Here is an 18,812-nt window from a genome sequence, read left to right on the forward strand (position 1 = left end):
ATACGCGTGGCCGAGGCGGCAGACATCCAGGGGATGAGTGATTCTCCTGCCCGCCGGTGGCTACGGCGCACAGCCACCGCACTTGCCGGGGCTCCGCTCGTCGCCGCCCTGCTGGCCGGAGTGGCCGCCCCGCAGGCCCAGGCAGGCGGAACGACCAAGGCTCCGGCGGAATCGAGCACCGTCGCGGTCTCCCTGGACACCCTGACACCGAGCGCCCCTGTGAAGGGGGACACGCTCACCGTCTCCGGCACCCTGACCAACAAGGGCAAGAGCGCCGTCACGGACGCCCAGGTCGATCTGCGCGTGGGACCGCGGCTCTACGGCAGGACCTCCATCGACACGGCGGCTCAGCGCACCGGGTACGCCCCGGGGGCGGACCCGTACCCGGTCGGGGGCAAGTACACGGTCAAAATCGCCAAGCTTCCTTCGGGCATCAGCCAGGACTTCACTCTGTCCGTGCCGGTCAGCAAGCTGGATCTCGGCGACGACGGTGTCTACCAGCTGGGCGTCTCCCTCTCGGGCCAGACAGCTCGCGCCCCGTACGACCACGTGCTCGGCATCAAGCGGACCTTCCTGCCCTGGCAGAACGAGGACAGTGACTCCAGGACCGGCATCAGTTACCTCTGGCCGCTGATCGCCTCGGCACACCTCACCGCGGAGACCGGCTCCGACGAGCAGCAGACCCCGGTGTTCGCCGACGACGACCTGGCCGCGGAGATCGCTCCGGGCGGCCGCCTCGAACGGATGGTGTCGCTCGGCAGCCAGCTGCCCGTGACCTGGGTCGTCGACCCGGATCTGCTCGCCAGTGTCGACGCCATGACCAAGAGCTATCGCGTCAAGGCGGGTGACACCACGGTCGCCGGGACGAACCAGGCCGTGGCCAAGAAGTGGCTCAGCTCACTGGAAGCCGCCGTGGCCGACGGCAAAGTCGTCGCGCTGCCCTTCGGGGATCCCGACCTGGCCTCCATCGCGCACCGCGGCAAGAACGTGTCGGGCACGCTCAGCCACCTTCAGACGGCCAGCGCGGTAGCCGGGATGACGGTGGAGACCATCCTCCACCTCAAGCCGTCGACCGACTTCGCCTGGCCCGTCGACGGTGCGATCGACCCGTCCATCGTGGATGTCGCCACCTCGACCGGTGCCCACAACGTGATCGCCCGCAGCGACAGCCTCCAGGAGACCGCCGGTCTGTCGTACACGCCGACCGCCGCCCGCCCCATCGGCGGCGGCACCACCGCGGTGGTCTCCGACGCCCGGCTCTCCACGGCCTTCCAGGGCGACATGGCGAAGGCCGGCGACTCCACGCTCGCCGTGCAGAAGTTCCTCGCCCTCACCCTCGCCCTGACGCAGCAGGACACGGACAAGGGCCGAAGCATCGTCGTGGCGCCCCAGCGCATGCCGACCATCGCCCAGGCCCAGTCGATGGCCCGAGCCCTTCACGCTCTCGATGACGGCCGCTGGACGCAGTCCCAGAACCTGATGCAGGCGGCGGCCGCGAAGCCGGACGCGGAGGCGACCACCACCGTCCCCCGGACGTCCCAGTACCCGAAGAAGCTGCGCAGCCAGGAGCTGCCCACTCAGGCCTTCCAGGACATCAAGTCCACCCAGGCCTCCCTCGACGACTTCCAGGTCATCCTGACCCAGCCCGAGCGGGTCGTGACCCCCTTCGGCAATGCCATCAACCGATCCATGTCGACGTCATGGCGGGGCAGGCCCCTGGAGGCCCAGAAGTACCGGGACTCGGTGCGCACCTACCTCCAGGGCCTCAGCAACGAGGTCCAGCTCATCTCGAAGTCGGATGTCACCCTGTCCGGGCGCAGTGCCACGATTCCCGTGACGGTGCAGAACAGGCTGCTCCAGGACGTCGATCACCTGGTGCTCCGGCTGAGGTCGGAGAACGCGACGCGTCTTGAACTGAACGACGGCGGCGCCGTGGCGGAGCAGCCGATCCAGCTCGGCGCCGGCCACAGCCAGTCCGTGAAGTTCGACGCCGCGGCCAACATCAACGGTCAGGTCCAGGTGACGGCGCAGCTCTACACGGAGGACGGCAGGCCGTACGGAGCGGAGATGGCCTTCACCGTGAAGGTGTCCGAGCTCACTCCGACCGTGCTGCTCGTCATCGCCGGCGGGCTCCTGCTCCTGGTCCTCGCCGGAATCCGGATGTATGCACATCGCAAGCGTGCCAACGCGGGCGGCGCGGCGGACGACGGCGGCAGTGAACCCGAGCAGCCGAGTGACCCGACGCCGGACACCGGTCCTGAAAGCACGGAGCCGTCGGGCACGGGTGAGAAAGTGGACCGTTGAGCGATGTCTGTCGGGGCCGGTCGGCCGGGGACGATGAGGTGGGGTTTCGATGAACGCGCCGTACGACGGTGACCGCGGTCAGGGTACCGGCGGAGCCGGGTATCCCGGCGGGCCGCCGGTGCCGCCCGACCCGGAGCAGGTGCCCCCGGCCCCGGACCCGTATCTGCAGACCGCCTACGACTACGACCCTTACCGGGCCCAGGACCTTTCCGCCCAGGACCCGGTGAGTGAGGCGTTGTACGACCGCGCCGCACACCCACCGCCGCCCCCGGGCACCTACCAGGAGCCTCAGCCGCTCTACCAGCAGCCGCCGGCCGCCCAGTACCCACCGGACCCCCGGATCTGGGCGCAGACCCCGCCTCCCGAGCCGGACGGCCCGTCGCGCCACCTGCCGTACGGGGACAACGCCGCGACCACCCAGTTCGTGGGCGTGGACGATCTCGTCACCCAGGCGTCCACGAACCGCGAGGAGCCGGACGCGTTCGCCCATCTCTTCCGGGACCAGGAGGGCCCGGCCGGGCCCCCGGCCCCGGGCCAGCCGGAGCCGGCCCCGGCCCCCGCTCCCGCGCCGCCGAAGTCGGGCGGCGGGCGCGCCTCCGGGCTGCTGAAGTCCAGCGCGATCATGGCCGCCGGCACGCTCGTCTCACGGCTCACCGGTTTCGTCCGCAGCCTGGTGATCACCGCGGCGCTCGGCGCGGCCCTGCTCGGTGACAGCTTCACCATCGCCTACACGCTGCCGACCATGATCTACATCCTCACCGTGGGCGGCGGCCTCAACTCGGTCTTCGTCCCCCAGCTCGTCCGCTCGATGAAGGACGACGAGGACGGCGGCGAGGCGTACGCGAACCGGCTGCTGACCCTCGTGATGGTGGCGCTCGGACTGATCGTCGCCGTCGCGGTCTTCGCCGCGCCCTTCCTGATTCGCCTGATGTCGTCGACGATCGCCGGCGATCCGGCGGCCAACAACGTGGCCACGACTTTCGCCCGCTACTGCCTGCCCACCATCTTCTTCATGGGTGTGCACGTCGTGATGGGCCAGATCCTCAACGCCCGCGGGAAGTTCGGCGCGATGATGTGGACCCCGGTCCTCAACAACATCGTCATGATCGTCACGTTCGGCCTGTTCATCTGGGTGTACGGCACCTCGCACGAGTCCCAGATGGGCGTCCAGACGATCCCGCCGGAGGGTGTCCGGCTGCTGGGCATCGGCACCCTCCTCGGCCTGGTCGTCCAGGCCCTGGCCATGATTCCGTACCTGCGTGAGGCCGGGTTCCGCTTCCGTCCGCGCTTCGACTGGAGGGGCCACGGGCTCGGCAAGACGGTCAAGCTGGCCAAGTGGACCGTGCTGTTCGTCTTCGCCAACCAGGCGGGTGTCCTGGTCGTCACTCAGCTCGCCACCTCCGCCGGCAAGGCGTCGGGCCAGAACGGGGCGGGCTTCCTGGCCTACTCCAACGCACAGCTGATCTGGGGCATGCCGCAGGCGATCATCACCGTCTCGGTCATGGCCGCCTTGCTGCCGCGCATCTCCCGTGCCGCCCACGACAACGATCCGGGCGCGGTCCGCGACGACATCTCCCAGGGGCTGCGCAACTCGGCGGTGGCCATCGTGCCGGTCGCCTTCGCCTTCCTCGCCCTGGGCGTACCGATGTGCACCCTGCTCTACGCCTCCAGCGGCCCCGAGGCCGCCCGCTCCATGGGATTCATCCTGATGGCCTTCGGCCTCGGACTGATTCCCTACTCCGTGCAGTACGTGGTGCTGCGCGGGTTCTACGCGTACGAGGACACCCGGACGCCCTTCTACAACACGGTCATCGTCGCCCTGGTCAACGCGGCCGCATCGGCCATTTGCTACGTCGTACTGCCCGCCCAGTGGGCCGTGGTGGGCATGGCCGCCTCCTACGGGCTCGCGTACGCCGTCGGGGTCGGTATCGCCTGGCGCCGGCTGCGCAACCGCCTGGGCGGCGACCTGGACGGCGCCCACGTCGTACGCACCTATGCTCGGCTGTGTCTCGCCGCCCTCCCCGCCACCGTCGTCGGCGGGGCTGTGGGATTCGGCCTGCTCCATGTGCTCGGTGACGGCGCCTTCAGCTCACTCGTAGCCTTGGTCTGCGGCGGTGCCATGCTGCTGGGAGTGTTCTTCGTCGCGGCGAAGCGCATGCGGATCGAAGAGATCAACGGCATGGTCGGCATGGTCCGAGGACGGCTCGGCCGCTGAGGATCACCGGCCCGCACAACCATCACCGGTCTCCGCGTGTCGTGCAGGGTGCGGGAGTGTGGGCACAATTGGCGTGACTGTGCGGGGCTGGCTGGCATCGCCCAACGGATGGGGAGGCAGGACGACGGTGGCGGAACGTAGTACGGCTGCCGTCGACGTGGCCGACAACAGTGGTGACGAACCGCTGGCCGCGAAGGCGGACGAGGCCACGAGCGACGGTACGGCAGAGACTCAGGATGTGACGGGCACAACCTCCAAGGACGCGGAGAGCGAGCCGAGCGGCTCCGATTCCGCGATGTCGACCCCTGATCTGCACAGCGGTCACAAGCTTGCCGGGCGCTACCGGCTCGAGGAGTGCGTCACCCGTCTGGACGGGTTCAGCAGTTGGCGCGCTGTCGACGAGAAGCTGCGCCGGGCGGTGGGCGTCCACCTCCTGCCCGCAGACCATCCGCGGGCCCGCTCCGTGCTGGCCGCGGCCCGCTCCTCCGCCTTGCTCGGCGACCCCCGCTTCGTGCAGGTCCTCGACGCCGTGGAGGAGAACGACCTCGTCTACGTCGTCCACGAATGGCTCCCCGATGCAACCGAGCTGACCGCCCTCCTGGGCGCGGGTCCGATGGACGCGCACGACGCCTATCAGCTCGTCAGCCAGATCTCCCAGGCCATGGCCGCCGCACACCGTGAGGGCCTGGCCCATCTGCGGCTCACGCCCGGAGCCGTGTTGCGCAGTTCCTCGGGGCAGTACCGCATCCGCGGCCTCGCGGTGAACGCCGCGTTGCGCGGGATCACCTCCGACGGGCCGCAGCGCGCCGACACCGAGGCGATCGGCGCCCTCCTGTACGCCGCGCTGACCCAGCGCTGGCCGTACGAGAGCGATGCCTACGGGCTCACCGGGCTCCCCAAGGGCGTGGGGCTGATCGCCCCCGACCAGGTGCGGGCCGGCGTCCACCGCGGTCTCTCCGAGATCGCCATGCGGGCACTCGCCAACGACGGGGCGACGGCCTCCCGCCAGGAACAGCCGTGCACCACCCCGGACGAGCTCGCCAAGGCCGTCGCGGCGATGCCGCGCATCCGCCCGCCGGAGCCGACGTTCACCGCACCGCCCGAGTACCAGCGGACCACGTACCAGCAGGGCACCTACGGGCGCCCGGCCGTCCCCGGAGCCGTCGTCACCCCGCCCGTCGTCGTCCCTCCCGCCCCGCTCCAGAGCCGCACCGGAAAGGCCCTCAAGTGGGCCGTTTCGGCGCTGCTCATCGCGGCACTGGGTCTCGGCAGCTGGCAACTCGCGGAGACGCTCCTGGACCACGACAAGGGCTCGGACGACCCGGTAACCAACCAGACCAACCCGGAGAACGGCGACCAGCCGAAGCCCCGGCCCGCCGCACCCCTGAAGATCGTTGATGCCACGGAATTCACGCCCAGCGGCTCGGGCATCAGCGAGAACGAGGCACCGAACGCCACCGACGGCGAACCGGGCACCTCGTGGATCACTCCGCGCTACGTGGGCTTCCCGAACTTCGGCAACTACCCGAACCGCAAGGACGGCAGCGGAATAGTCGTTGACCTGGGCAGTGTGCAGGACGTCTCCGGCCTCGACGTCACCATGTACCGCAGTGGGCAGAAGGCAGAGGTCCTGGCAGCCGACGAAAACGCCTCCGCGCCTTCGTCCCTCTCCGACTTCCCCCAACGCCTCACGCAGCTGGGAACGGCGGGAAGCAGCCTCAAGGAGACCCTCGCCAAGCCCGTCCGGACCCGCTACGTCCTGATCCACATCACGGAGCTCCCCCAGGACGACACCGGTAGTGGATATCGCGGAGGAATTTCGGAGATCTCCGTTCTCGGGTGATCGACCCTCCCCCTGCCCACCCGAACCGTGATAGACAGACGGACCTTGACGCGGAGAGGGAGGGAGGGGGAGGTGGCCGCCGAGCCGTCCGGACCACTCAGCGACTCAGACCTCCTCGCTCGCCACGTAGCCGGTGAACCCGACGCTTTCGGTGAGCTCGTACGACGCCATCGCGACCGGTTGTGGGCCGTGGCGCTGCGGACCCTGGGGGACCGCGAGGAAGCGGCCGATGCCGTGCAGGACGCCCTGATCTCCGCGTTCCGCGCCGCGCACACCTTCCGTGGCCAGTCCGCCGTCACCACCTGGTTGCACCGGATCACGGTCAATGCCTGCCTCGACCGGGTCCGCAAGGCCTCCTCGCGGAAGACCGCACCGGTCGACGACCCCGAGCGGCTCGACCGGCTCATGGAGCCCCACGAGTCCGCCGAGGCGCCGGCCGAGCGCCAGGACCTTCAGCGCGAACTGCTCGCGGCACTGGCCACCCTCCCCGCCGAACAACGTGCCGCCCTCGTTCTCGTCGACATGCAGGGATACCCGGTGGCGGAGGCGGCCCGCATCCTCGATGTACCCCTCGGCACCGTGAAAAGCCGTTGTGCGCGGGGACGCGCGAGGCTGGCCCCTCAGCTCACCCATCTCCGCAGCGGAAGCGTCGACGGCGAAGGCAGGGGACCGGAACGGAACCGGACGCCGAGAACATCCGTCCCACCGGCGGCGGGACCGAAAGACGCCGGGCCGAGAGACCAAGGACCAGCAGACACAGGACCGGCAGGCGCGGAACCAAGCGACGCGGGCACGAGTGATCCAGCGGCAGTGAAGGGCGGAGGTGGACGCGTATGACATCGGCGACCGATACGGCCCGGCACCCGGATGTCTCGGAGATCTCCGACCTCACCGAGGGCCTGCTCTCCCCTTCCCGTACCGAGGATGTCCGCGAGCATCTGGCCGGATGCGGGGTCTGCTCCGATGTCCTTTCCTCACTTGAGGAGATTCGCGGGCTCCTGGGCAGCGCTCTCCCCGCCGCTGCGTCCATGCCCACCGACGTCGCGGACCGCATAGACGCCGCGCTCGCGGACGAAGCCCGGGGACCGCTTCCGACCGCGGCGGCGGCCCCGTCCGCAGATGTTTCACGTGAAACGGAGCCGACTGTCGCGGTGAAGGACCTCGCGGACCGGCCCGCGGGGCGCTCGCGCGCCGCCACAGGCCCCGGTCGCCCTGCTGTCCGCCGTCGGCGCCGGAACGCAGTGATCGGCACCGCACTCGGTGCCGCTGTGGTCAGCGTGAGCGTTCTACTCCTGCAGAACAGCACCTCGTCCCCTGACTCGGCCGGGCTCAAAGCCGCCGACCAAGGTGTCAGCGCCTCCCGTGACGGATCACAGACGTTCTCGCAGTCCACACTGGAAGCCCAGGTCCACGGCCTCCTGGGCTCCCGCACGGACGCTGCCAGCCCGCAGGACGCCGGCGGTGAAGAGCAGACGCAGTCCGCTGACACCAAGTCCTCGCCGGAGAATTCCTCGCCGGAATCCATGTCCCCGAAATCCTCCTCACCCCAGGCACCGCTTCGCGCCCCCGCCGTGAGCGTCCCCTCCTGCGTGGAGCAGGGCATCGGGCGGAACGCCGCCGCCCTGGCCATCGAACGGGGAACCTACGAGGGTGACGAGGCCTTCCTCGTCGTGCTGCCGCACCCCACGGACACCACCCGGGTCCAGGCCTATGTCGTCGACGCGGCATGTGTCGGTGCCGAGCCTGCGGCCAAGGGCAAGCTCCTGCTGACGCACGCTTACGCGCGCCCCTGAGAATCACGCGGATGGAGCCCCGGCACGTCGGGAATGCATCCCCCGTAGGATCCGTTGGGTGGGGTGAGAGTCGTTGAACCGGCCCCCAGTAGGCGTGGACAGTAGGCAGTCTGCAGAGACGAGGAAGAAACCCGTGAGCGACGTGCGTAATGTGATCATCATCGGCTCCGGCCCGGCGGGCTATACAGCCGCCCTGTACACCGCGCGCGCCTCTCTGAAGCCGCTGGTGTTCGAGGGCGCCGTCACCGCAGGTGGCGCGTTGATGAACACCACCGACGTGGAGAACTTCCCCGGTTTCCAGGACGGGATCATGGGCCCGGAGCTCATGGACAACATGCGCGCCCAGGCCGAGCGCTTCGGTGCCGAGCTCATTCCTGACGACGTCATCTCCGTGGACCTCACCGGTGACATCAAGACGGTGACCGACACCGCCGGCACGGTGCACCGCGCCAAGGCCGTCATCGTCACCACCGGCTCGCAGCACCGCAAGCTCGGCCTGCCCAACGAGGACGCTCTCTCCGGACGCGGCGTCTCCTGGTGTGCGACCTGCGACGGCTTCTTCTTCAAGGACCAGGACATCGCCGTGATCGGCGGTGGCGACACCGCGATGGAAGAGGCCACGTTCCTCTCCCGTTTCGCGAAGTCGGTCACCATCGTCCACCGCCGCGACTCCCTGCGCGCCTCCAAGACCATGCAGGACCGGGCGTTCGCCGACCCGAAGATCAAGTTCGCCTGGGACAGCGAGGTAGCCGGTGTCCACGGCGAGCAGAAGCTCTCCGGTCTGACCCTGCGCAACACGAAGACCGGCGAGACGTCCGAGCTCCCCGTGACCGGCCTGTTCATCGCCGTCGGCCACGACCCGCGCACGGAACTCTTCAAGGGCCAGCTCGACCTCGACGACGAGGGCTACCTCAAGGTCGCAGCCCCCTCGACGCGCACCAGCCTCACCGGCGTCTTCGGCGCCGGGGACGTTGTTGACCACACCTACCGGCAGGCCATCACCGCTGCCGGCACCGGTTGCTCGGCCGCCCTCGACGCCGAGCGCTTCCTGGCCGCGCTCGCCGACGACGAGAAGGCCACCGCAGCCACCGTCTGATCCACGCCTCACCCCACACCCCGAGATGTCAAGGAGGCCGCCGTGGCCCTGAAGGCCGTAACCGACGACTCGTTCGACGAGGTCGTCCTGAAGAGCGACAAGCCCGTGCTGGTGGACTTCTGGGCCGCCTGGTGCGGCCCGTGCCGTCAGATCGCCCCCTCCCTGGAGGCGATTGCCGCCGAGCACGGCGAGATCGAGATCGTCAAACTCAACATCGACGAGAACCCGGCCACCGCTGCCAAGTACGGCGTCATGTCCATCCCGACGCTGAACGTCTACCAGGGTGGCGAGGTCGCCAAGACCATCGTTGGTGCCAAGCCGAAGGCCGCGATCATCCGCGACCTCGAAGGCTTCATCGTCGAGAAGGCATAGCTCCAGAACCGCTGTTTCACGTGAAACGGGCCCATCCCTCCGGGATGGGCCCGTTTCACATACCTGCTCACAACGGCCGCAGGGCGGGTTCCTTCTGTACGGCGCCCAGCAAGCGGTCCAGGGCCATCTCGACGTCTTCCTTCCACGAAAGCGTCGTACGCAGCTCCAGCCGCATCCGTGGGTGCACCGGGTGGGGCCTGACCGTCTTGAAGCCCACTGCCAGCAGATGGTCTGCCGGCAGTACACATGCGGGTTCCTTCCAGCGGGCGTCCCCGAAGGCCTCGATCGCCTTGAACCCCCGGCGGAGCAGGTCCTTGGCCACCGTCTGCACCATCACCCGGCCCAGCCCCTGGCCCTGGTATCCCGGCAGGATCAACGCCGTCATCAGCTGGACCGCGTCGGGGGAAACGGGACTTGTCGGGAAGGCCGTCGCCCTCGGCACATAGGCGGGCGGAGCGTAGAGGACGAAGCCGACCGGCACATCGTCGACATGGACCACCCGGCCGCAGGACCCCCACTCCAGCAGAACGGCGGAGATCCAGGCCTCCTTCTCCTGCTCGGCCCTGCCGCTGTCGACCGCGGCGTTGCCCCTCACCGGGTCGAGCTCCCAGAACACACACGAGCGGCAGCGCTGGGGGAGATCAGACAGGTTGTCCAGCGTGAGCGGTACGAGCCGACGCCCCATGAAGGCTGTTCCTCACTTCCTCGCCCACCGCATCGCCTGACGGTCGGTGCACTCCGTTCGCGGAGGTGGATCAATTGGATGCGCCCTACCAGAACGCATCGTATCCACCGAGGGATCAAGCCGACACCGTGAATGAGCAAAGGGAAAGCCGTCTCCCGGCTTCCGTCCGGTACGGAAAGCAGAAGGCGGGCTGCTCTCCGTCACCCACCGGAGCACAACCCGCCACTCACTGCTCAGAGCCTCAGCCCTCGTCGTCCCCGGCCGTCTCCTCCGACGGCTGGGCCCGGTCCAGCACACGGCCCTCGCCCGGGGCGAGACTCCCGAGGATGCGGTCCAGATCCTCCATCGAGGCGAACTCGACGACGATCTTGCCCTTCTTCTGCCCGAGGTCGACCTTCACTCGGGTCTCGAACCGGTCGGACAGCCGGGACGCCAGGTCGGTCAGCGCAGGCGACAGTCGGCCGCCGGCCCGCGGCCCCTTGGCCTTCGTGGCACTCGTGGGCCTGGAGCTCATGAGCGTCACGATCTCTTCGACCGCACGCACCGAGAGCCCCTCAGCGACGATGCGATGCGCCAACTTGTCCTGCTCATCGGAGTCGTCCACCGACAGCAGCGCCCGCGCATGGCCTGCGGACAGCACCCCGGCCGCCACCCGGCGCTGCACCGGCGGCGACAGCCGCAGCAGGCGCAAGGTGTTGGACACCTGCGGCCGCGAACGCCCGATCCGGTCGGCCAGCTGGTCGTGGGTGCACTTGAAGTCCTTGAGCAGCTGGTCGTACGCGGCCGCCTCCTCCAAGGGGTTCAGCTGAGCCCGGTGAAGGTTCTCCAGGAGCGCGTCCAGGAGGAGCTTCTCGTCGTCCGTGGCCCGGACGATCGCCGGAATCTGCTTCAGATCGGCCTCACGGCAGGCTCTCCAGCGCCGCTCACCCATGATGAGCTCGAAGCGCCCGGACGCCGCCTTCCGCACGACGACGGGCTGGAGGAGGCCGACCTCCTTGATGGAGGTAACCAGCTCGGCAAGCGCGTCCTCGTCGAACACCTCGCGGGGCTGACGCGGGTTCGGCGTGATCGAATCGATGGGCAGCTCGGCGAAGTACGCCCCGGCCACCTCGGCCGGACTGCCGTCGGACACCGAGACAGGTGCACTTGGCTCCGGCACCACAGGACCACCCGAGCCAAGAGTGGTCACCTTCGCGACGGCCACACCCCGCTCGGACGTCAGGACCGGCGCCGTCCCGGGCGAGGACGTGCCCATCCCGGCGGGCGGCACCTGCTTCTCCTGCGGAGCGGCAGGGATCAGGGCACCCAGCCCTCGCCCCAACCCTCTACGACGCTCACTCACTGGATCCCCTCCGAAGTATTCTGCTGGCTGTTCCGGCTGCCCGACCGGGCATGCTGGGCCTCGTACTGGACCCCGGCCCCGCGCAACGCGATCTCACGAGCCGCTTCGAGGTAGGACAGGGATCCGCTCGAACCCGGGTCATAGGTCAGCACGGTCTGCCCGTAGCTCGGCGCCTCCGAGATGCGCACCGAACGAGGAATGCTGGTCCGCAGCACCTCCTTGCCGAAGTGGCTGCGCACCTCCTCCGCAACCTGTGACGCGAGCCTGGTCCGGCCGTCGTACATGGTGAGCAGGATCGTCGACACGTGGAGATCGGGGTTGAGATGCCCCCGCACCAGATCGACGTTGCGCAGCAGCTGCCCCAGCCCTTCCAGCGCGTAGTACTCGCACTGAATCGGGATCAGCACCTCCGCACCGGCCACCAGAGCGTTGACCGTCAGCAGGCCGAGCGAGGGCGGGCAGTCGATCAGGATGTAGTCGAGCGGCTGCTCGTACGCCTGGATGGCCCGCTGCAGTCGGCTCTCCCGTGCCACCAGCGACACCAGCTCGATCTCCGCACCGGCGAGATCGATGGTGGCCGGGGCACAGAAGAGACCTTCGACGTCCGGGACCGGCTGGACCACGTCGGAGAGCGGCTTGCTCTCCACCAGGACGTCATAGATCGAGGGAACTTCGGCATGGTGATCGATACCCAGAGCCGTCGAGGCGTTCCCCTGGGGGTCGAGATCGACCACCAGAACACGTGCACCGTGAAGTGCAAGCGACGCGGCAAGGTTCACCGTCGAAGTGGTTTTACCCACCCCGCCCTTCTGGTTGGCCACCACCATGACCCGTGTCTGGTCAGGCCGCGGCAGCCCCTCGCCGGCACGGCCGAGGGCCTCCACCGCCAGTTGGGCGGCACGACCGATGGGTGTGTCATCCATCGGCGGCGGTGTTTCACGTGAAACACCGTCCCCCGCCGATTCGGTTCGGGGACCGGGGACCGGGTCGGTCATCGGTCCCGCGATGTTGGCGTCGGACCGCAAGGATTCACTCTCCTCGACTTCAGGCTCGCAATGAACAGAGCCTGCCATGGTTTCGGGGTCGCGAACCAGCGAGGCCCGCTCTTCTGTGGATGAATCCACTTCTGTGGACAACTCCGTAGCCCTAACGGGCCTGCGATGGCGAGGGGTGGCGGCCACACGACCGCGGCCGATGATTCCATGCAGCAGAGAGCGACGTTTCACGTGAAACACGATGCCCCTGCAGCGTAGCTACAGGGGCACGACACTCCGCGCAGGGTACGTACAGCTGCCCTCCGGGTGCGTACGGACGCGCTCAGCGACGACGACGTGTCCGACTGACTCTCGCGGCCTTGGCGCGCTTTGCGGCGAACCTCACACCGCCAGGGCTCTCCCCGACCACCACACGGACCACGGTGGACATCGGATCGACCACGCCTTCGCCCACATGGAGCACCTCGGTCTCCACCACGCCGAGCTTGCTGAGGGCGGCTCGTGCCCCGTTGATCTCCTCCTCGGCGGTGTCCCCCTTGAGCGCCAGCATCTCCCCGTAGGGGCGAAGCAAGGGCACTCCCCAGCCCGCCAGGCGATCCAGCGGGGCGACCGCCCGTGCCGTCACCACGTGCACCGGCTGGAGCGTCCCCAGCACCTCCTCGGCCCGGCCGCGGACGACCGTCACATGGTCCAGCCCCAGCAGTTCGACGACCTCCTGAAGGAAATTCGTACGCCGCAGCAAGGGCTCAAGCAGGGTGATCTTCAGGTCCGGGCGCACCAACGCCAGCGGGATCCCCGGAAGGCCGGCGCCGGATCCCACATCGCAGACCGTGACGCCCTCCGGGACGACCTCGGAGAGCACCGCACAGTTCAGCAAATGCCTTTCCCACAGACGCGGTACCTCGCGCGGGCCGATCAGCCCTCGTTTGACCCCTGCGTCGGCCAGCAGTTCCGCGTACCGGACGGCCTCGGGAAAACACTCGCCGAACACCTCCCGGGCCTCGTCGGGCGCCTGGGGAAGCGCTACTTCCTCCGTCACGGGAACCGTCCTTCCATACCGCATTACCGCACCATGGGTGGCTGACTATCAGGCTGACAAAGATCGGCCCCGTCTGCGAACACAGACGGGGCCGACAGGAGAGGATCCGGTCAGGCCGGAAGGACGACGACGAAGCGCTGCGGCTCCTCGCCCTCCGATTCGCTGCGCAGACCTGCGGCCGCTACCGCATCGTGCACAACCTTGCGCTCGAACGGCGTCATCGGGTCGAGCTTCATCGGCTCACCGGTGCTCTTGACCTCGTCCGCGGCCTTGGCACCCAGCTCGGCGAGTTCCGTGCGCTTCTTGGCCCGGAAACCGGCGATGTCCAGCATCAGACGGCTGCGGTCGCCGGTCTCCCGGTGCACGGCCAGCCGCGTCAGCTCCTGGAGTGCCTCCATCACCTCACCGTCGCGGCCCACGAGCTTCTGCAGTTCACCTGCCGATTCACTGATGATCGAGACTGCGGCCCGGTCCGCCTCGACGTCCATGTCGATGTCGCCGTCCAGGTCGGCGATGTCGAGCAGGCCCTCGAGGTAGTCCGCTGCGATCTCCCCTTCCTGCTCGAGGCGGGTCAAGGTGTCGCTGCCCTCAGCGGCCGTGGAGGTGGTGCCTTCCGTCACGGATGGACTCCTTCTTACTTCTTGGACGGGTGCTTGGGCCGCTGCGGGCCCTTGCGCTGTCCGGACTTGGCTTGGCGTGAGGAGCCGGACGCGGGCTTGCCCGCCGGCTTGGACTTGTCGTCCTGCGGGGCGTTCTTCTGCAGGGAGGTCTTGGGCTCCGGCTCGCCGGAGTCGGCGTCCTTGGCTCCGCCCGGTTGGCCCGTAGCGGTCTGGCGCTTCGCCTTCGTCTGACGCTTGGGCTGCTGGCGCCGCTGTGCGGCTCCGCCCTCGGCCTCGGCGACGGCGGTGTCGCTCTTGACCACCGTGCCGTCCTCCTGGGGAGCGAAACCGAGCTTGGCCAGCCCGGTCACGAACTTCCGCTCGATGTCATTGCGGTCCGGGCCCTTGGCCACGATGCGCTTGACCATGTTGCGCCGGGTGCGGCCCTTCACCTCACCGTGCGCGGTGACGCTCTTCAGGAGGCGACCGAGGTAGGCGTCCTGCGCCTTGCTGCCCGGGGTGGGGTTCTGGTTGATCACGTACATCTGCTGACCCATGGTCCAGACGTTCGTGGTGAGCCAGTAGACGAGGACACCGACGGGGAAGTTGATGCCCATGACGGCGAAGATCAGCGGGAAGATGTACATGAGCATCTTCTGCTGCTGCATGTACGGCGTCTTGACCGTGAGGTCGACGTTCTTCGTCATCAGCTGGCGCTGCGTGAAGAACTGCGAGGCCGACATCATCACGATCATGACCGCGGTGACGACACGCACGTCGGTCAGCGAGGCGCCGAGCGCCTCGACCTTGTCGGCGCTGTCCATGAACTTGGCGGCCAGCGGAGCACCGAAGATGTGTGCCTGACGAGCGCTGTCGAGCAGCGACTGGTCGATGACGCCGATCTTCTTGTTCGACGCGATGGCCGAGAGCACGTGGTACAGGGCGAAGAAGAACGGCGACTGCGCGATGATCGGCAGGCACGAGGAGAGCGGGTTGGTGCCCGTCTCCTTGTACAGCTTCATCATCTCTTCGGACTGGCGCTGCTTGTCGCTCTTGTAGCGCTCCTGGATCGCCTTCATCTTCGGCTGGAGCACCTGCATGTTCCGCGTCGACTTGATCTGCTTGACGAACAGCGGGATCAGACAGATACGGATCAGCACCACGAGGGACACGATGGAAAGACCCCAGGCCCATCCCGTGTCAGGGCCGAAGATGGCCCCGTACAACTTGTGGAACTGGACGATGACCCAGGAAACGGGCCACGTGATGAAGCTGAACAGACTGGCAATCGTGTCCACTAATCAGGCTCCTTGAGCATTGGGCGAAGTCTCTGCGGCCGGACTCGGGAGATCGGTGGCCGACCCCCCGGGAGGCACATCAGCGGCGGAGTCCCCGCCCTTGCTGCCGCGTATGGCACTGCGCAGCAGTTCGTGCCAACGCGGACGTTTGCGCGGTGGAACGTGATCCACGCCGCCGGGTGACCACGGATTGCACCGCAGGATGCGCCAGGCTGTCAGCGCCGTTCCCTTGATCGCTCCGTGCCGGTCGATCGCCGTATATCCATAGTGGGAACACGACGGGTAGTAACGGCAGACAGGCCCGAGAAGTGGGCTGATCGTCCACTGGTACAGCTTGATGAGAGCCAGCAGCGGGTACTTCATCGCGCGCCCCCTCCCAGCAGCCGCTGAAGGGCGGCATCCAGGTCTCGGGCCAGCTGTTCATGGTCGGCGTCACCCGAACCGGGCAACGCGCGTACGACAACCAGGCTACCGGGGGGCAGCAGGGCGAGCCGCTCGCGGACCAGATGGCGAAGCCTTCGCTTCACCGCTGTGCGGACGACCGCGCCACCCACTGCTTTGCTGACAACGAAACCCGCACGCGGCGGGGGAGCAGTCTCCCCAGTCACGTGCGGGTCCGTTGCACCGCTGCGTAGATGAACGACGAGTAGAGGGCGGCCGGCCCTGCGTCCTCGCCGGACTGCGGTCGCGAAGTCCTCGCGCCGCCTCAGCCGATTCTCGGTAGGCAGCACGTCATGACGACCTGTACGCGATCAGGCGGACAGGCTGGCGCGGCCCTTGCCACGGCGGGACGCGAGAATCGCGCGGCCGGCACGGGTCCGCATACGCAGACGGAAACCGTGGGTCTTCGCGCGACGACGGTTGTTCGGCTGGAAGGTGCGCTTGCTCACTCGGGGGCTCCAGTAATGATCGTGTATTGGCGGGACATCGCCTGGCTGTCACCGTGCGCCCACGAGAGACTCGCGTAAACGCCCTAGTTGCACCGCTTCACAATCACAGATCGTGATCTTTGCCCATCGGAGGCAGGCGGCAGCAGCCATCGACAACTCGACCTGGTCACGGTACGCGCGGCTACGCCATCCGGTCAAACCGACCCTGCCGGACCCCCCATTGTGCACAGCCTGTGGACAACGACTTGAACCGCACGGGTCGGCCCGCCTACCGTGGCTGAACCCCGGTTCTTTTTCTTCCCGCCTGCCGGTCCTCACCCATCCCGACCCATACGTCCCGAGAACCACACATTCGTGGGACCAGCGAGAGAGCGTGCCTTGTGGCTGACGTACCTGCCGATCTTGCCGCAGTGTGGCCACGCGTGCTGGAGCAACTCCTCGGGGAGGGCCAGCAGGGCATCGAACCGAAGGACAAGCAGTGGATCGAGCGCTGTCAGCCGCTCGCGCTGGTTGCCGACACCGCGCTGCTCGCCGTCCCCAATGAATGGGGCAAGCGCGTCCTGGAGGGCCGGCTCGCCCCTCTCATCAGCGAGACGCTGAGCCGCGAGTGCGGCCGGACGATCCGGATCGCGATCACGGTCGACGACTCCGCGGGCGAACCGCCGAATCCGCCGGCGCCCCCCATGCACCAGTCCCCGCAGCCGCAGCAGCACCGCTACCAGGGGCCTCAGCACGACGAGCGACAGCACAACGACGGGTATGACGGATACGGCCACCGGCCCTCGGACGACGGCATGCCGACGGCCCGGCCCGCCTACCCCGACTACCAGCAGCAGCGCCCCGAACCCGGTGCGTGGCCGCGCACCCAGGAGGACCTTTCCTGGCAGCAGCCCCGCCTCGGCGGCTTCCAGGACCGCGACCCCTCCGCCGAGCAGTGGCGCGAGCCGTACGGCGGCGGCCGCTCCCAGCAGCCGCAGCACGACTACCGTCCGCAGCCTCCCGAGCGCCAGCAATACGAGTCGCAGCGCTCCGAGCGCCACGCCATGCAGGAGCCCCAGCACCGCCAGGGCGGCGGCACGGGACGTCCCGGCGGCGGTACCGGCCCGATGGGCGCACAGCCCGCGCCGGCACCCGGCCCCGGTGAACCGCACGCCCGGCTGAACCCGAAGTACCTCTTCGACACCTTCGTCATCGGGGCCTCGAACCGGTTCGCGCACGCCGCGGCCGTCGCGGTGGCCGAAGCGCCCGCGAAGGCGTACAACCCTCTCTTCATCTACGGGGAGTCGGGGCTCGGCAAGACGCACCTGCTCCATGCCATCGGGCACTACGCCCGCAGCCTCTATCCGGGCACCCGGGTGCGGTACGTGAGCTCGGAGGAGTTCACCAACGAGTTCATCAACTCGATCCGCGACGGGAAGGGCGACACCTTCCGCAAGCGGTACCGCGACGTCGACATCCTGCTGGTGGACGACATCCAGTTCCTGGCGAGCAAGGAGTCGACGCAGGAGGAGTTCTTCCACACCTTCAATACGCTCCACAACGCCAACAAGCAGATCGTGCTGTCCTCGGACCGCCCGCCCAAGCAGCTGGTGACCCTGGAGGACCGGCTGCGGAATCGTTTCGAGTGGGGCCTGACCACCGACGTGCAGCCTCCGGAGCTGGAGACGCGCATCGCGATCCTGCGCAAGAAGGCGGTGCAGGAGCAGCTCAACGCCCCGCCGGAGGTCCTGGAGTTCATCGCCTCCCGTATCTCCCGCAACATCCGTGAGCTGGAGGGCGCCCTCATCCGGGTCACGGCCTTCGCCAGCCTCAACCGTCAGCCGGTGGACCTCGGCCTGACCGAGATCGTGCTGAAGGACCTGATCCCGGGCGGCGAGGACTCCGCCCCGGAGATCACGGCGCCGGCCATCATGGCGGCGACCGCCGACTACTTCGGTCTGACGGTGGAGGACCTCTGCGGGTCCTCGCGCAGCCGCGTGCTGGTGACGGCTCGCCAGATCGCCATGTACCTGTGCCGCGAGCTGACGGATCTGTCGCTGCCGAAGATCGGTGCGCAGTTCGGCGGCCGGGACCACACGACGGTGATGCACGCCGACCGCAAGATCCGTGCGCTGATGGCGGAACGACGCTCGATCTACAACCAGGTCACCGAACTCACCAACCGCATCAAGAACGGCTGACGCCACCCCGCGCCGGCACACGCACGTACCCCGAAGGGGGGGGGGGGGGGGCGGCCGGGGGGGGCCCCCCCCCCCGGGGCCGCCCCCCCCGGGGGCCCCCCCCCCCCCCCGGCCGCGGGGCGTGGGGCCGGTCGACCCCCCCCCGGGGGGCCCACGCCAGG

General features: G+C 68.5%; 17 protein-coding genes. 8 read left to right on the plus strand and 9 right to left on the minus strand.

Annotated elements, in window-relative coordinates; genetic code table 11:
• Positions 1-6 precede the first annotated feature (6 nt).
• From ACFYPA_RS20920 to trxA, 7 genes are all read left to right on the plus strand, one after another.
• Entirely contained in the window at positions 7-2,304 is a 2,298-nt protein-coding gene (locus ACFYPA_RS20920) for a DUF6049 family protein (RefSeq protein ID WP_359312913.1), read from the plus strand.
• 49 nt (positions 2,305-2,353) lie between these two features.
• Positions 2,354-4,519, plus strand: a complete 2,166-nt coding sequence (gene murJ, locus ACFYPA_RS20925; RefSeq protein ID WP_359312910.1) for a murein biosynthesis integral membrane protein MurJ — start codon at positions 2,354-2,356, stop codon at positions 4,517-4,519.
• 127 nt (positions 4,520-4,646) lie between these two features.
• Positions 4,647-6,362: a protein kinase family protein gene (locus ACFYPA_RS20930; RefSeq protein ID WP_359312907.1), complete on the plus strand. Its 1,716-nt coding sequence runs from the start codon at positions 4,647-4,649 to the stop codon at positions 6,360-6,362.
• 72 nt (positions 6,363-6,434) lie between these two features.
• A complete protein-coding gene (gene sigM, locus ACFYPA_RS20935) occupies positions 6,435-7,199 on the plus strand; it encodes an RNA polymerase sigma factor SigM (RefSeq protein WP_389133428.1) in 765 nt (254 codons plus the stop codon).
• Complete coding sequence (locus ACFYPA_RS20940) at positions 7,196-8,155, plus strand: anti-sigma factor family protein (RefSeq protein WP_389133431.1); 960 nt, start codon at positions 7,196-7,198, stop codon at positions 8,153-8,155. The genes sigM and ACFYPA_RS20940 overlap by 4 nt, the downstream gene beginning before the upstream one ends.
• Positions 8,156-8,288: 133 nt before the next feature.
• Entirely contained in the window at positions 8,289-9,251 is a 963-nt protein-coding gene (gene trxB / locus ACFYPA_RS20945) for a thioredoxin-disulfide reductase (RefSeq protein WP_359082587.1), read from the plus strand.
• Between the two features lie 42 nt (positions 9,252-9,293).
• Positions 9,294-9,623, plus strand: a complete 330-nt coding sequence (gene trxA, locus ACFYPA_RS20950) for a thioredoxin (RefSeq protein WP_359082586.1) — start codon at positions 9,294-9,296, stop codon at positions 9,621-9,623.
• Positions 9,624-9,690: 67 nt separating this feature from the next.
• On the opposite strand, the gene ACFYPA_RS20955 is transcribed toward trxA, so the two are convergent.
• The 9 genes from ACFYPA_RS20955 to rpmH form a co-directional block, all read right to left on the minus strand.
• Complete coding sequence (locus ACFYPA_RS20955) at positions 9,691-10,308, minus strand: GNAT family N-acetyltransferase (protein WP_359082585.1); 618 nt, start codon at positions 10,306-10,308, stop codon at positions 9,691-9,693.
• Between the two features lie 241 nt (positions 10,309-10,549).
• The gene (locus ACFYPA_RS20960; RefSeq protein ID WP_359312902.1) at positions 10,550-11,650 is read right to left on the minus strand and encodes a ParB/RepB/Spo0J family partition protein; all 1,101 of its coding nucleotides are present in this window, start codon (positions 11,648-11,650) and stop codon (positions 10,550-10,552) included.
• A complete protein-coding gene (locus ACFYPA_RS20965) occupies positions 11,647-12,723 on the minus strand; it encodes a ParA family protein (protein ID WP_389133460.1) in 1,077 nt (358 codons plus the stop codon). The genes ACFYPA_RS20960 and ACFYPA_RS20965 overlap by 4 nt, the downstream gene beginning before the upstream one ends.
• A gap of 244 nt (positions 12,724-12,967) precedes the next feature.
• Positions 12,968-13,708: a 16S rRNA (guanine(527)-N(7))-methyltransferase RsmG gene (rsmG, locus tag ACFYPA_RS20970; protein WP_148019655.1), complete on the minus strand. Its 741-nt coding sequence runs from the start codon at positions 13,706-13,708 to the stop codon at positions 12,968-12,970.
• Positions 13,709-13,794: 86 nt separating this feature from the next.
• Positions 13,795-14,304, minus strand: a complete 510-nt coding sequence (locus tag ACFYPA_RS20975; protein ID WP_359082583.1) for a R3H domain-containing nucleic acid-binding protein — start codon at positions 14,302-14,304, stop codon at positions 13,795-13,797.
• 14 nt (positions 14,305-14,318) lie between these two features.
• Positions 14,319-15,581, minus strand: coding sequence for a membrane protein insertase YidC (yidC, locus tag ACFYPA_RS20980; RefSeq protein WP_359082582.1), 1,263 nt, complete (start codon positions 15,579-15,581; stop codon positions 14,319-14,321).
• 3 nt (positions 15,582-15,584) lie between these two features.
• The gene (yidD, locus tag ACFYPA_RS20985; RefSeq protein WP_359082581.1) at positions 15,585-15,944 is read right to left on the minus strand and encodes a membrane protein insertion efficiency factor YidD; all 360 of its coding nucleotides are present in this window, start codon (positions 15,942-15,944) and stop codon (positions 15,585-15,587) included.
• Entirely contained in the window at positions 15,941-16,312 is a 372-nt protein-coding gene (rnpA, locus tag ACFYPA_RS20990; protein ID WP_148019659.1) for a ribonuclease P protein component, read from the minus strand. The genes yidD and rnpA overlap by 4 nt, the downstream gene beginning before the upstream one ends.
• Positions 16,313-16,333: 21 nt before the next feature.
• Positions 16,334-16,471, minus strand: coding sequence for a 50S ribosomal protein L34 (rpmH, locus tag ACFYPA_RS20995; protein ID WP_010985740.1), 138 nt, complete (start codon positions 16,469-16,471; stop codon positions 16,334-16,336).
• 380 nt (positions 16,472-16,851) lie between these two features.
• Here rpmH and dnaA point away from each other — a divergent pair, with 380 nt between their 5' ends.
• Positions 16,852-18,651, plus strand: coding sequence for a chromosomal replication initiator protein DnaA (gene dnaA, locus ACFYPA_RS21000; RefSeq protein WP_359082580.1), 1,800 nt, complete (start codon positions 16,852-16,854; stop codon positions 18,649-18,651).
• The last annotated feature ends 161 nt before the right edge of the window (positions 18,652-18,812 follow it).

Source organism: Streptomyces sp. NPDC005775, assembly GCF_042871565.1.
Classification (GTDB): Bacteria; Actinomycetota; Actinomycetes; order Streptomycetales; family Streptomycetaceae; genus Streptomyces.

Coding starts and splice junctions, on each gene's coding strand:
- yidD (WP_359082581.1), bottom strand. CDS start 15,944: ATGAAGTACCCGCTGCTGGCTCTCATCAAGCTGTACCAGTGGACGATC.
- ACFYPA_RS20940 (WP_389133431.1), top strand. CDS start 7,196: ATGACATCGGCGACCGATACGGCCCGGCACCCGGATGTCTCGGAGATC.
- ACFYPA_RS20965 (WP_389133460.1), bottom strand. CDS start 12,723: ATGGCAGGCTCTGTTCATTGCGAGCCTGAAGTCGAGGAGAGTGAATCC.
- rsmG (WP_148019655.1), bottom strand. CDS start 13,708: ATGCGGTATGGAAGGACGGTTCCCGTGACGGAGGAAGTAGCGCTTCCC.
- murJ (WP_359312910.1), top strand. CDS start 2,354: ATGAACGCGCCGTACGACGGTGACCGCGGTCAGGGTACCGGCGGAGCC.
- ACFYPA_RS20955 (WP_359082585.1), bottom strand. CDS start 10,308: ATGGGGCGTCGGCTCGTACCGCTCACGCTGGACAACCTGTCTGATCTC.